This is a genomic window from Acidimicrobiia bacterium (assembly GCA_036271555.1).
In the GTDB taxonomy this organism is placed as follows: domain Bacteria; phylum Actinomycetota; class Acidimicrobiia; order IMCC26256; family PALSA-610; genus DATBAK01.
The window spans coordinates 12,990-26,573 of record DATBAK010000075.1; the positions used below are offsets into that span (position 1 = coordinate 12,990).

Below are 13,584 nucleotides of genomic sequence, written 5' to 3' on the forward strand. Positions count from 1 at the left end.
GGCGGTCCCGCCGGCGTCACCGCCGCCAGAAGAGCAGGTGCGTCACGCCGCTGGGGCTGGGCACGGACTCGAGGTGGAACCGGTCGAGCAGGTCCTCGTGGGAGGTCCAGAGTCGTTCCCCCCGGCCGATCTCGACCGGCGCGACGGCGACATGCAGGGTGTCGATGAGGTCCGCCTCGAGGAACTGGCGAACCGTCGCGACGCCACCGCCAATCCGGACGTCCTTGCCTTCGGCCGCGTCCTTGGCCTGCCGCGACGCCTCCGCGGGCGTCGCGTCGAGGAAGTGGAACGTGGTGTCGGCCAGCGTGAAGCTGGGTCGGTGATGGTGGGTCAGGACGAACACGGGCGTGTGGAACGGCGGAGCGTCTCCCCACCACCCCTCCCATTCGAGGTTCTCCCACGGGCCCCGCTGCGGCCCGAACTTGTTGCGGCCCATGATCTCGGCACCGATGTTCTCGGCGAAGTCGCGAGTGAAGTAGTCGTCGAGCCCACGGGATCCGCCGGGCTCCGTGCGGCCCGCCCAGCTCGCGGTGGCGGCCGCCCACGAGACCAGGTCGGCCGGGAGGTGGGCGGCGGCGCCACCTCGGCGTTCTGCATGTCCGAAGGGTGCCTCGAGGCTCTGGCCCTCGCCCGCGCCGAATCCGTCGATCGACACGAGGAAGTTCTGCACTCGCAGGAGCTGGGACATTCGTCGATCCTCCTCGGTGTGTGGATGTGGCGGCGAAGCCCGTGCAGGGGTGCGCACGAACGCCGGAGTATTGCTCCGGCCCGCGGCGCACAGATTGCTCGCGCTGCGGCTGCTCTGCACACTGGTTCGCACCGACCCGTTGTGAACGAATCGCGGCGGGAAGCCGTGGATCGGGTGTGAGCCTTCCGTTCGGCGTCGGGCCGGAGACGAATGGCGAGTTCGTGCCCGCGCCCGGGACGCACGCGGATCTCGACGTCGCCGCCGCGACGCTGGCCGAGATCGACGCGGCCGCGCGTCGTCACGCGATCGACCGGCGCGCGTTCCTCCGCGGTGCCGGCGGCGTGGCCGCGTCGTTGACGGTCTTCAACGCGTGCGCGAAGGCGTCGCACCGCGCCGCGTCGACGACGACCCGTCCAACCCACACGTCGCCGCCGACCTCCGCACCGGGCGGAACGTTCTCGGTTCCGAGCACGACCGACGTCGTCGCGTGCGAGCACGCGCTGAGCGGCGACGAGTTCGTCTTCGACGTGCACTCGCACCACCTCATGCCCGACGGTCCGTGGCGGCACACCGCGCCCGACACCGTGCAGCTCGTCGGCGGCATGCTGCCCGACTGCAACGCGGCCGATCCCTTCGACTGCGCCGACCGCGCCAACTACCTGCACGACATGTTCGTGCTGAGCGACACGACCGTCGCCATGCTCACCGACGTGCCGAACAGCGGTCCCGACGACGCGCCGCTCCCGTTCTCCGACGCGCTGGCCACGCAGACGTTCGCCGATCAGCTCACGCGCGACGGTGCGTCGCGCGTGCTCGTGCAGAACGTCATCGCGCCGAACTTCGGCGATCTCCACGCGCGCCTCGACGGCATGACCGCGACCGCGGCGACGCGCAAGGTCGCGGCGTTCAAGGTGTACACGGCGTGGGGACCCGACCGACACGGCTTCGCGCTCGACGATCCCGCGCTCGGCCTCCCCGTCGTGCAGCACGCGCACGATCTCGGCGTGCGCGTGTTCGTCGCGCACAAGGGACTGCCGCTGGTCGACTTCGACACGGCCCACAACGGTCCCGAAGACGTCGTCGCGGTGTCACGCCTCTTCCCCGACATGCAGTTCGTGATCTTCCACGCGAACTGGCAACCCGGTCATCACGAAGGCGTGTACAACCCCACGGATCCGGTCGGCGTCGACCGGCTCCTCGTCGCGCTCGACGCGCACCACGTGCAACCGAACTCGAACGTGTGGGTCGACCTCGCGTCGGTGTGGCGCAGCCTGCTGCGACATCCTGATCAAGCGGCGCACCTGCTCGGCAAGCTGCTCGGTCGTGTCGGGCTGCAGCGCGTGCTGTGGGGTACCGACTCGGTTTGGTACGGGCCGCCGCAGAGCCAGATCATGGCGTTCCGCGCGTTCGAGATCAGCGCGGAGCTGCAGGATCGGTACGACTATCCCGCGCTCACCGACGCGGTGAAGCGCGACGTGCTCGGGCTGAACGCGGCGCGTCTCTTCGACATCGATGCGGATGCGACCCGCTGCGCGCTCGCGGCCGATTCGCTCGCCGCCGCGCCCGCCGCGGCCGCCGCGGTGCAACCCACCCGCTGGAGCCCCCGTGGCCCGACGACCCGCCGGGACATGCTCGCCTGGCTCGCGACCCCCTCGACGCGCTGGACTCCGGGGTAGCACGACACCCGCCGGCCGAACACACGTTCTGCGCTCCTGGTCCCACGGCGCGTGGTGTGCAACCGTCTACATTGACCACACCAACAACACGAGCACCAAGGCGCGCGCCCACCCATGAGCATCATCAGCAAGGCGCCGGGCCGAGGCGGCCGGAGCCTCTCCCGCGGCCTGCGGGTCGTGGACGCGCCGAGGTACGGAGCCGCATGAGCATCATCGAAGACGTCGTCGGGAGGGAGATCCTCGACTCCCGGGGGAACCCGACGGTCGAGGTCGAGGTCGACCTCATCTCCGGCGCGCGGGGCCGCATGGCGGTGCCGAGCGGTGCGAGCACCGGTGCGCACGAGGCCGTCGAGCTGCGCGACGGCGGCGACCGCTACGGCGGCAAGGGCGTGCTGCGCGCGGTCGAGCACGTGAACGGCGAGATCCGCAACGCGCTGTGTGGGCTCGACGCGCTCGACCAGCGCGGTCTCGACGAGGCCCTGCTCGAGCTCGACGGCACTCCGGCGAAGTCGCGGCTCGGTGCCAACGCGGTGCTCGGCGCGTCGCTCGCGGCGGCGAAGGCCGCGGCCGACGAAGTCGACCTGCCGCTGTTCCGGTACCTCGGCGGTGTGAACGCGCACGTGCTGCCGGTACCGATGATGAACGTGTTGAACGGCGGAGCGCACGCCGACAGCAACGTCGACGTCCAGGAGTTCATGATCGTCCCCGTCGGCGCCGCGAGCTTCGCCGAGTGCCTGCGCTGGTGCGCCGAGACGTACCACACGCTCAAATCGATCCTGCACGACCGCGGGCTCGCGACCGCGCTCGGCGACGAAGGCGGCTTCGCGCCCGACCTTCCGAGCAACGAGGAAGCGCTGCGCCTGCTCGTCGAGGCGATCGAGCGCGCGGGCTACAAGCCGGCCGACGAGATCGCGATCGCACTCGACATCGCCGCAACCGAGCTCTTCCACGACGACGTGTACGACCTCGCGGGTGAAGGCAAGCAGTACCCGTCGGCCGATTTCGCCGCCTATCTCGACGGGTTCTGCGATCGCTACCCGATCGTCTCGATCGAGGACGGCATGGCCGAGGACGACTGGGACGGTTGGCAGGCATTGACGCAGCGACTCGGCGGGCGCATCCAGATCGTCGGTGACGACGTGTTCGTCACGAACTCCGAGCGCCTCGCCCACGGCATCGAGCTCGGCGTCGCCAACTCGATCCTCGTGAAGGTGAACCAGATCGGCAGCCTCACCGAGACGCTCGACACGATGGCGCTCGCGGCGCGGCACTCGTACACCGCGGTGATGTCGCACCGCAGCGGAGAGACCGAGGACGCGACGATCGCGGATCTTGCGGTCGCGACGAACTGCGGTCAGATCAAGACCGGCGCGCCGGCGCGCAGCGACCGCGTCGCGAAGTACAACCAGCTGCTGCGCATCGAGGAACAGCTCGGTGAGGCCGCGGCGTATCCGGGCATCGCCGCGTTCGCGGGACGCACGTCGTGAGCCGGCTCAAGAACATCAACGCGCCCTCGCGCATCGCGTTCCTCACCGTGTTCAGCGTTGCGTTCCTGTTCGTGTTCGTGTTCCCGACGCGGTCGTACCTCTCGCAGCGCACGCAGGTGAACCGCGCCCGTCACGACCTCACGATCCTGCGCTCGCAGAACAAGGCGCTCGCGAGCGAAGCCGCGAAGTTGCACACGAAGTCGGAGATCGAACGCATCGCGCGCGAGCGTTACAACATGGCGTCGCCGGGCGAGAAGCTGTTCACGGTCGTGCCCGTCGCACCGACGACGACCCTGCCGCCGACGACCACCACGACGACCACGATTCCCACGACCACCGCGGCGGCACCCACCACGACCGTCGCCGGGCCGACCGTCGCCGCGCAGCCCGGCCAGTAGTCGCTTTCTCGCAACCGGTTTGCCCGCACCGGGCGCTTACCGGTTGCATGGGGCCGATGCCGACGGCCGCTGAGATCGCCCGCCTCTCCGAGCTGCTCGGACGCGCGCCGCAGGCCGACTTCGAGATCGTCGCCACGACCGCCGACGGCGAGCCGGCGGTCATCCGCAACGCACCTCTGCTCGACGACGGCACTCCGATGCCGACCCGGTACTGGCTCGTCGACCGCGATCTCGTGCGCCGCGTGTCGCGCATCGAGGCCGACGGCGGGGTGCGCGCCGCGGAAGCCGAGATCCCGGCCGACGCGATCCGGCGCGCGCACGACGCGTACGCGGCCGAGCGCGACACCGCGCTGCCGGTCGAACACCGCGGGCCGCGTCCGCACGGTGGGGTCGGCGGGACGCGCGTCGGCGTGAAGTGTCTGCACGCGCACTACGCGCACCACCTCGCGGGCGGGGAGGATCCGGTCGGCAGATGGGTCGCGCGGCGGCTCGCATCGGAGGGCTCGTCATGACCCGCGTCGCCGCCGTCGACATCGGAACCAACTCGACGCGTCTGCTCGTCGCCGACGTCGACGGACGCGGCGCCGATGCGACGCTCGAACCGGTGCAGCGCGAGATGCGCATCACGCGACTCGGTCAGGGCGTCGACGCCGATCGCACCTTGCGACCCGACGCGATCGAGCGCACGGTCGCGGTGCTCCGCGAGTACGGCGAGATCATCGAGCGGCTCGGCGCCGAGCGGGTGCGCGCCACGGCCACCAGCGCGTCGCGCGACGCGCGCAACCGCGACGACTTCTTCGACCCCGCGACCGACGCGCTGCGCGGGACGCGTCCGGAGTTGCTGGCGGGTGAGGACGAGGCCGCGCTGTCGTTCCTCGGTGCGACCGCCGGGCTGCAGGAGCCCGCGCCGTTCCTCGTGATCGACGTCGGTGGCGGCTCGACCGAGTTCGTGCTCGGCACCGACAAGCCCGAGGGCCTCATCTCCATCGACATCGGTTGCGTCCGGCTGACCGAGCAGTACCTGCACGGTGATCCGCCGGAGCCGGAGGAGCTGAGCAACGCGGTGTCGGCGGTGCGCGACCACCTCTCCGACGTCGAGCGCGAGATCCCTTCGGTTGCGAGCGCGGCGACGGTCGTCGGCCTTGCGGGCACGGTCACGACGCTCGCCGCGATCGAGCTCGGCCTCACGACGTACGACCCGAAGTTCACGCATCATTTCCGTTTGACGCGCGCCGCGGCCGAGGACGTGTTCCGCACGCTCGCGACCGAGCCGATCGCGCGGCGCCGCCACAATCCCGGGCTCGATCCGGGACGCGTCGACGTCATCGTCGGCGGCGCGATCATCGTCGTGTCGATTCTCCGGCACTTCGAGTTCGCCGAGATGCTCGTGTCGGAGACCGACATCCTCGATGGCCTCGCGCGCAGCCTCGGCTGACTACTTCGCCGATCGAATCGAGCCGGCGATGCCCCGCGCGATCGCGGGGTCGAGCCCGAGGCCGATCCTCACGTCGACCACCTTGCTGCCGCGTGCGATGAGGTAGCTGACCGCCGGAACGAACGGACCCGTCACCGGCGCGCGTTCGAGCGTGAGCCCGTTGTGATGGAGCGCGCTCGCGGCGAGACGCCGGGTGACCTCGAGGTTCTGGTCGAACGTGGTCATCAACAACGATGCAACCGGCGGAGCCGTCGGCTTTCGAACCAGACATGCGCCTTCACCGATGCTGACGTCGGCTGTGCCCAGCGCGACCGTGTTCGGGAGCGGACCGCAGGCATCGGGTGTGACCGTCTTCCACGACTTCGGCACGCGCACCGAGATCCCGGCGTACGTGATCGTCCGCCACGATCGCGGCGCCGGGCCGAATGGCTGCTGCAGGACGCGCGCGTCGGTCGAGTACGTGAGCGTCTGCAGGATCGGCGGCGTGGCGACGTTGCCCAGATCGATGCGCACCTTCAACCTGGGCACGTCGACGATCGCGCCGCAATGCGCCTGCGGCGGGCAATTGGGCGACCACTCCGCGTACCGAATGCCGTTGACCGTCCCGTTGAGTTGCGCGTGCGCGTTGCTCGGCAACGGAAGGATGGTCACGCTCGGCCCGCGGGCACCGGCGCCGCAGCCGAGTCCGTTCGTCTCCGGGTCGATCATGACGAGGGTCTTGGCTTGCGGGCATCCCTCGGTGACGGACCAACTCGGTGGGATCGAGATGCGAGCGAGGCCGTAGTCGTAGGTCTGCCAGCCCGCGGGGATGTGTACGCCCGTCGTCGTGGTCGGCGACGACTGCGCGGGCGGCACCGACGAATCGTCGCCGCCGCGCACGAACGCGACCGCGCCGGCGACCAGCGCGACGACGACCGCGCCCGCGAGGAAGCCCTGCACCCGGTGACGGCGACGGTCGCGCTTCCGATACTCACGCGCGCGCCCCTCGATCTGCTCGACCGGCTCGCGCCGTCGCGCGCTCTCGTCGATCAGCGGACCGAAGAGCTCCTCGAGATCAGTCATGCGCGGCCTCCTCGCTGACGCCGAGCTTCTCTGCGAGCGCGTGCCGCGCCTTGGCGAGCGTCGACGCGGCAGTGCCGTCGGACGTGCCCATCGCCCGCGCGACCTCGTGCTGGCTGAACCCCAGCACGTACCGCAGCGCGACCGCCTCGCGCTGGCGCGGCGGCAGTGCGTCGACCGCGGCCCAGAGCTCGGGCTCGGACTCGTGGGGCGCCGGCGCGTCGACCTCGTGCGCGCTGAGCCGTCGCAATAAGCGACGTTCGGTGCCCGCGCGTCGGCCGCCCCGTCGCGCGACGTTCATCGCGACCGTGTACACCCACGCCTCCGGTCGTTCCATCACCGCGACCCGTTCCCACCGCGCGAACGCGCGCGTGAACGCTTCCGACACCGCGTCGCCCGCGAGCTGCGAATCGCGCGTCGCGACGCGCACCCCGGCGAGGATGCGACCGTGGCACGCCGCGTACCACGACGCGAAGTCCCTCGGGACGAGATCGCCGGGTTCTCCCACGTCACCAGTAAGTCACACCGCGGCCCGGTTGTTGCCCGTGGTACTGCGTTGCCGGCGTATGCCGCGATTTCGCAGTACCACGGAGCGGGGGGAAGCGCCGCTGTAGCGTCCGGCACATGGGGCGCGCGGCGGTCGCGGGGATCGGCCAGACCCGGTACGCGAAGGACATGGGCCGCAGCGAGCTCGACCTCGCGACCGAGGCGATCGCGAGCGCGTGCGCCGACGCGGGCCTGCCCACGAGCGCGATCGACGGCTTCGTGAGCTACCACGTCGAGCAGGTCGCCGAGGTCGATCTCGTCACGACGCTCGGGATCCCCGAGCTGCGGTTCATGGCCCGCACGCCGTCGGGTGGCGGCGGCGCGGCGTCGATCCTCGGACTCGCCGCGCTCGCGGTCGAGCACGGCACCGCCGAGTGCGTCGTCGTGTTCCGCGCCCGCAACCGCTCGAAGGCCGCGTCGTACGGCAGTGATCCGAACCAGGGCGGTCGACCGTGGGCGAAGGCCGGCACTCGCCTGCGCGACTTCCGCCAGTGGCAGCACCCGTTCGGTGTCGCCGCGCCGGCGCACGAGTTCGCGTTGATCGCGCAGCGGCACATGCACGTGTACGGCACACGTGCCGAGCACTTCGGCATGCAGGCGATCGCGCAGCGGTTCCACGCGAGCCGCAATCCCGACGCGATCATGCGCAAGGAAGTGACGCTCGACGACTGGGCCGCGTCGCGACCGATCGCCGAACCGATCCGGCTCTTCGACTGCTCGCTCGAGAACGACGGCGCGACCGCGGTGCTCGTGACGAAGCTCGACCACGCTCGCGATCTCCGACAAGCGCCGGTGCGGGTGCTCGCGCAGGTGCAGTACGGCGCGCCGATCCACACCGAGCTCGCCGACTTCTTCGCGACGACGGCCGCGTTCGGCGAACGCGATTCGGGCGCGGTCGCGGCGTCGAAGCGGCTGTTCGATCGGGCCGGGATCACGCCCGAAGACGTCGACGTCGCGATGATCGTCGAGCCGTTCACGCCCGCGGTGTTGCTCGCGCTCGAGCAGTACGGATTCTGCGCGCGTGGCGAGAGCGGTCCGTTCGTCGAGCGCGGCGCGACGCGCTGGCCCGGCGGCGCGCTGCCGGTGAACACGCACGGCGGCTCGAACGGCGAGGCGTTCATCCACGGCGTGAACCACCTGCCCGAAGCGGTGCGCCAGCTGCGCGGCACCGCGTGCAATCAGGTCGACGGCGCGGAGATCGCGTTCGTGTGCGGCGCGATCAGCGACCCGTCGGGCGCGGTGCTGCTCGGAGCCGATCGGTGAGCGATTCGGCGTCGGCGCCGCCGGCGTACCCGCGGCCCGACCCGCAGACCGAGCGCGACGCGGCGTTCTGGGAGGGCGTCGAACACGGCGAGCTCCGTATCCAGCGCTGCACCGCGTGCGGCACGTTCCGCCATCCGCCGCGTCCGGTGTGCGCGGCCTGCGGCTCGCGCGACGCGGAGCCGGCAAAGGTCGCGGGTACGGGCGAGGTGTGGTCGTTCACCGTCGTGCATCCGCCGACGCTGCCCGCGTTCGCGGAGCGCACGCCCTACGCGGCCGTCGTCGTGCGCCTCGACGAAGGCGCGTTCCTCGTGAGCAATCTCGTCGACTGCGCCAACGACGAGGTCGCGGTCGGGATGCGCGTCGAGCTCGCGATCACCGAGGTCGAGCCGGGCTTGAAGCTGCCGTTGTTCCGCCCCGCGTAGTCTCCGATCCATGGCGCACTCCGAACGGTTGCTGCTCGGCCCCGGCCCGTCGAACCCGTTTCCCGAGGTGATCGAGGCGCTCACCCGGCCCGTGCTCGGCCACCTCGATCCCGAGTTCCTCGCGCTGCTCGACGAGACGTGCCAACTCCTCCGCGACGCGTTCAAGACGACGAACGCGCTCACGCTCCCGATCAGCGGGACCGGATCCGCAGGCATGGAGGCGTGCTTCGTCAACCTCGTCGAGCCCGGCGACACCGTGATCATCGGCGTGAACGGTGTGTTCGGCGAGCGCATGTGCGAGGTCGCCCGCCGGGCCGGCGCCGACGTGATCCGCGTCGACGAGCCGTGGGGGCGCACGATCGATCCGCAACGCCTGCTCGACGCGCAGCGCGAGCACCCGCACGCGCGACTCGTCGCGGTCGTGCACGCGGAGACGTCGACCGGCGTGGTCAACGACGTCGAACCCCTGCGCGCGCTGCAGGACACCGACACGTTGTTGCTGCTCGACACGGTCACGTCGCTCGGCGGCATCCCGGTCGAGATCGACGCGTGGGGCGTCGACGCGGTCTACTCGGGCACGCAGAAGTGTCTCGGCGTACCGCCCGGGCTCGCGCCCCTGTCGTTCTCGACGCGCGCCGTGGAGCGCGTCCGCAATCGCAAGCAACCCGCGCAGTCGTGGTACCTCGATCTCGGCCTCATCGGCGAGTACGTCGGCAGCGAACGCCGCTATCACCACACCGCGCCGATCTCGATGATCTACGCGCTCCACGCGGGGCTGCGCGTGCTGTTCGACGAAGGGCTCGAAGCGTCGTGGGCGCGCCACGCTCGCGTCGGCGTGCAGTTGCAGGAGCGGCTGCCCGAGCTCGGGTTCCGTCTGTTCGCACCGGAAGGCCACCGCCTGCCCGAGCTCACGACCGCGTGGCTCCCCGACGGCGCCGACGACGGCAAGCTCCGCGCGCAACTGCGCGACGTCTACGACATCGAGGTCGGCGGCGGACTCGGCGAGCTCGCGGGGAAGGGCTGGCGCATCGGCCTCATGGGCCACAACGCACGCGACCGCAGTGTCGTCAGCCTGGTGGGGGCGTTGCGGGAGCTACTGCCGGCTTGAGCATCGTCTCGCGGTAGTACTGCAGCTCCGCGACCGACTCGCGAATGTCGTCGAGCGCGCGGTGTGACTCTTTCTTCGACGGTCGTCCGCGGTACACGTCGGGGTACCAGCGCCGGCACAGCTCCTTCAGCGACGACACGTCGATGCTGCGGTAGTGCAGGTACTGGTCGAGCTCGGGGAGCGCGCGGTCGAGGAAACGACGGTCGACGCCGATGCTGTTGCCGCAGAGCGGCGCGACGCCCGCCTTCGGTACGTGCGTCTTCACGTACTCGAGCACGCGCGCGCCCGCGGTCGCGAGGTCGACGGTCGACGCCTCGATCTCGGGCAGCAGGCCCGACTTCGTGTGCATGCGCCGGACGAAGTCGTCCATCGCCGCGAGCGCGGTCTCGTCCTGGTGCACGACGATGTCGATGCCGTCGTCGACGATCGCGAGCTGCGGATCGGTCACGAGGCACGCGATCTCGACGATGACGTGCCGCTCGGTGTCGAGACCGGTCATCTCGAGGTCGATCCAGACCAGGCGGTCGTCGGCGTTCGTCATCGGGCGCCACGCTATCGCCACACCGCTTCGGAGCCCCGGAAGCCGGCGGCCGCGGTGTCGCTAGATTGCCGGACGTGCCCGAGATCGTCTGGCGCCCGAGTGCCGCGCTCCTCGAGGAGAGCAACATCGCCCGCTTCGCCGCGGCCGAGGGCATCGCCGACGTCGCGACGCTGCGCGCCCGTTCCATCGAGGATCCCGAGTGGTTCTGGGACGCGGTCGTGCGCTTCCTCGGCCTGCGGTTCGATGTGCCCTACGAGCGCGTCCTCGACGGCTCCGACGGCGCGCCCTGGGCGCGCTGGTTCACCGGCGGCCGGCTGAACCTCGCGACCTCGTGCCTCGACCGCTGGGCCGACGATCCCGCGACCGCATCCGAGGTCGCGGTCGTGTGGGAAGGCGAGGAAGGCACGACGCGCACGCTGAGCTGGACCGAGCTGCGCGTCCTCACCGACGGCATCGCCTCCGGTCTCGCGGCGCGCGGCGTGGGTGAGGGTGACGCAGTCGGTCTCTTCCTGCCGATGCTGCCCGAGACGGTCGCCGCGTTGTTCGCCGTCGCGAAGCTCGGCGCGATTTTCCTGCCGATCTTCTCCGGCTACGCGGCCGACGCGGTCGCGATGCGACTCGCCGACGCGGAGGCGGTCGCGCTCGTCACCGCCGACGGTTTCACGCGGCGCGGCAAGGTCGTCGCGATGAAGGAGACGGCCGACGCCGCGGTCGAGTCGGTGCCTTCGATCCACACCGTCGTCGTCGTTCCGCGACTCGGTCGGGACGTACCGATGCGCGCGGGTCGCGATCTCACGGTCGACGAGCTCGCCGCTGCGGGCGACGGGCACTTCGACGCGCGCGCCGTCGACAGCGAGCAACCGCTGCTCGTCGCCTACACGAGCGGCACGACGGGCCGGCCGAAGGGATCCGTGCTCGTGCAGGCGGGTTTTCTCGTGAAAATTGCGGAGGAAGCCGCGTTCCAGACCGACATCCGGCGCGGCGAGCGGTTGTTCTGGCTCTCCGACATCGGCTGGATCATGGGTCCGTGGGAGATCGTCGGCACGCTCGCGAACGGCGGCACGATCGTGCTCTACGACGGCGCGCCCGACTTCCCGCAAGCCGATCGTCTCTGGGACCTCGTCGAACGTCATCGCATCGGAGTGCTCGGCGTGTCGCCGACGCTCATCCGCGCGCTCATGGCGCACGGCGACGCGCCCGTGCTCGCGCACGACCGCTCGTCGTTACGCGTGCTCGCGTCGACGGGCGAGCCGTGGAACGAGGCGCCGTGGCGCTGGTATTTCGACGTCGTCGGCGAGGGTCGCTGCCCGGTGATCAACATCTCGGGCGGCACCGAGGTCGCCGCCTGCTTCCTGTCGCCGACCGTCGCGGAGCCGCTGTCGCCGTGCTCGCTCGGCGGTCCGTCGCTCGGCATGGCCATCGACGTGTTCGACGACGCGGGGCGACCGGTGCGCGGCGAAGTCGGCGAGCTCGTGTGCACGAAGCCGTGGCCGAGCATGACCCGCGGCTTGTGGCGCGATCCCGAGCGCTATCTCGACACGTACTGGTCGCGCTATCCGGGCGTCTGGTGGCACGGCGACTTCGCGTCGATCGCGTCCGACGGCCAGTGGTTCCTGCACGGTCGCTCCGACGACACGATCAAGCTCGCGGGCAAGCGGCTCGGACCCGCCGAGGTCGAGACGGTCGTCGTCGGCCATCCCGCGGTCGTCGAAGCCGCCGCGGTCGGCGTGCCCGACGCCGTGAAGGGCGAGGCGCTCTGGGTCTTCGTCGTCCCCGCGGCCGGCGTCGACGCCGACGACGCGTTGCGCGCCGAGCTCACGGGCCTCGTGACCCAGCACCTCGGCCCGTCGTTCCGACCCTCGGCCGTGCGGTTCACGACCGCGCTGCCGAAGACGCGCAGCGCCAAGGTGCTCCGGCGCGCCATCCGCTCCGTTGTCACCGGGTCTGCACCCGGTGACCTGTCCGGTCTCGAAGACCCCGGAAGTCTCGATGCGGTCGCGCACGCCACCTGACCTCGAGCTCGTCGGCGGGCGCGTCCTCTTGCGACCGCTGCGCCCCGACGACTGGGAAGGCTGGCGCGACGTGCGCCGTCGCAGCCGCGACTGGCTCGAGGTGTGGGAGCCGCGGCCCGAGCCCGGCGCGAGCGACCCGGTGTCGGATCGCGAAGCCTTCCGCGCGCGCTGCGGCGCGTGGGACCGCCAGCGCCACTTCGACTCCGCGTACGGCTTCGGCCTGTTCCTGCGCGACGGCCGCTTCGCAGGCGAGGTGAGCCTCGGGAGCGTGGCACGCGGCCCGTTCCAGAGCGCGTACGTCGGCTACTGGATCGACGAGGAGCTCGCCGGGCACGGCTACGTGCCGGAGGGCGTCGTGCTGATCCTGCGGTACGCGTTCGACACGCTCCAACTCCACCGGCTCGAGGCCGCGATCGTGCCGCGCAACCACCCGAGCCGGCGCGTGGTCGAGAAGCTCGGGCTGCGCGAAGAAGGCACCGCGCGCGAGTTCCTGCAGATCCAGGGCCAGTACGAGGACCACGTGCGCTACGCGATCACCGCCGACGAGTGGCAGGCGCGTCGCACCGAGCTCACCGCGACATTTCTGACCTAGACGTCGTTCCCACGGGGCTGAGGCGTCAGGAGCGGCGAGCGTCGCGAGCGCGACCAGAGAGCACAGATTGTCGTTCCCTCGGGAACGGCCGGTGCGCGGTGCGCGCCGCGCCGACTTGGCGGCTGAGGCGTCAGGAGCGGCGAGCGCCGCGAGCGCGACCAGAGAGCACGGAAACCTTCACCAGGGCGGTTGCGTGATCGCAACCGCCCCGGTGCCCCCCAGCGACAGCGGTCGGAGCCGAAGCCAGGCGCAGGCGCCGGCGCGCCCGCGCTCAGCCGAGGTCGGCTGCGACCGGTCCGCCCGGAGTCCTTAGTCGTATTCGAGGCGCCCGGCCTCGATGTGCGCGCGCCGGTCCCA

The 13,584-nt window shown here is 71.0% G+C and carries 14 protein-coding genes; 10 read left to right on the plus strand and 4 right to left on the minus strand.

The window, feature by feature from the left end; translation table 11 throughout:
• Nucleotides 1-16: 16 nt before the first annotated feature.
• The gene (locus VH914_17050) at nt 17-688 is read right to left on the minus strand and encodes a dihydrofolate reductase family protein (GenBank protein ID HEX4492916.1); all 672 of its coding nucleotides are present in this window, start codon (nt 686-688) and stop codon (nt 17-19) included.
• 176 nt (nt 689-864) lie between these two features.
• On the opposite strand from VH914_17050, the gene VH914_17055 reads away from it, so the two are divergent.
• From VH914_17055 to VH914_17075, 5 genes are all read left to right on the plus strand, one after another.
• Nucleotides 865-2,364 carry an amidohydrolase family protein gene (locus VH914_17055; GenBank protein ID HEX4492917.1) on the plus strand — a complete coding sequence of 500 codons (1,500 nt, stop codon included), beginning with the start codon at nt 865-867 and terminating at the stop codon, nt 2,362-2,364.
• Between the two features lie 203 nt (nt 2,365-2,567).
• Complete coding sequence (gene eno / locus VH914_17060) at nt 2,568-3,851, plus strand: phosphopyruvate hydratase (GenBank protein ID HEX4492918.1); 1,284 nt, start codon at nt 2,568-2,570, stop codon at nt 3,849-3,851.
• Nucleotides 3,848-4,249, plus strand: coding sequence for a septum formation initiator family protein (locus tag VH914_17065; GenBank protein ID HEX4492919.1), 402 nt, complete (start codon nt 3,848-3,850; stop codon nt 4,247-4,249). The genes eno and VH914_17065 overlap by 4 nt, the downstream gene beginning before the upstream one ends.
• A 56-nt stretch (nt 4,250-4,305) precedes the next feature.
• Complete coding sequence (locus tag VH914_17070; GenBank protein ID HEX4492920.1) at nt 4,306-4,761, plus strand: DUF501 domain-containing protein; 456 nt, start codon at nt 4,306-4,308, stop codon at nt 4,759-4,761.
• Nucleotides 4,758-5,684, plus strand: a complete 927-nt coding sequence (locus VH914_17075) for a Ppx/GppA phosphatase family protein (protein ID HEX4492921.1) — start codon at nt 4,758-4,760, stop codon at nt 5,682-5,684. The genes VH914_17070 and VH914_17075 overlap by 4 nt, the downstream gene beginning before the upstream one ends.
• On the opposite strand, the gene VH914_17080 is transcribed toward VH914_17075, so the two are convergent.
• Nucleotides 5,685-6,746, minus strand: a complete 1,062-nt coding sequence (locus VH914_17080; protein ID HEX4492922.1) for a hypothetical protein — start codon at nt 6,744-6,746, stop codon at nt 5,685-5,687. It lies immediately after the preceding gene.
• Nucleotides 6,739-7,251 carry a sigma-70 family RNA polymerase sigma factor gene (locus tag VH914_17085; protein HEX4492923.1) on the minus strand — a complete coding sequence of 171 codons (513 nt, stop codon included), beginning with the start codon at nt 7,249-7,251 and terminating at the stop codon, nt 6,739-6,741. Before VH914_17085 ends, VH914_17080 begins: the two co-directional genes overlap by 8 nt.
• Nucleotides 7,252-7,367: 116 nt before the next feature.
• Between VH914_17085 and VH914_17090 the strand changes: the two genes are divergently transcribed.
• From VH914_17090 to VH914_17100, 3 genes are read left to right on the plus strand one after another with little or no spacing between them, the layout of a single operon-like run.
• Entirely contained in the window at nt 7,368-8,552 is a 1,185-nt protein-coding gene (locus tag VH914_17090; protein ID HEX4492924.1) for a lipid-transfer protein, read from the plus strand.
• A complete protein-coding gene (locus VH914_17095; protein ID HEX4492925.1) occupies nt 8,549-8,974 on the plus strand; it encodes a Zn-ribbon domain-containing OB-fold protein in 426 nt (141 codons plus the stop codon). Before VH914_17090 ends, VH914_17095 begins: the two co-directional genes overlap by 4 nt.
• A gap of 10 nt (nt 8,975-8,984) precedes the next feature.
• Entirely contained in the window at nt 8,985-10,082 is a 1,098-nt protein-coding gene (locus VH914_17100) for an alanine--glyoxylate aminotransferase family protein (protein HEX4492926.1), read from the plus strand.
• Here VH914_17100 and orn read toward each other — a convergent pair.
• Nucleotides 10,042-10,623, minus strand: coding sequence for an oligoribonuclease (orn, locus tag VH914_17105; GenBank protein HEX4492927.1), 582 nt, complete (start codon nt 10,621-10,623; stop codon nt 10,042-10,044). The two genes, VH914_17100 and orn, sit on opposite strands and share 41 nt — an antisense overlap.
• Nucleotides 10,624-10,697: 74 nt before the next feature.
• Here orn and VH914_17110 point away from each other — a divergent pair, with 74 nt between their 5' ends.
• Both VH914_17110 and VH914_17115 read left to right on the plus strand, forming a co-directional pair.
• The gene (locus VH914_17110; GenBank protein HEX4492928.1) at nt 10,698-12,635 is read left to right on the plus strand and encodes an AMP-binding protein; all 1,938 of its coding nucleotides are present in this window, start codon (nt 10,698-10,700) and stop codon (nt 12,633-12,635) included.
• Nucleotides 12,613-13,227: a GNAT family protein gene (locus VH914_17115; GenBank protein HEX4492929.1), complete on the plus strand. Its 615-nt coding sequence runs from the start codon at nt 12,613-12,615 to the stop codon at nt 13,225-13,227. Before VH914_17110 ends, VH914_17115 begins: the two co-directional genes overlap by 23 nt.
• Nucleotides 13,228-13,584: the final 357 nt, after the last annotated feature.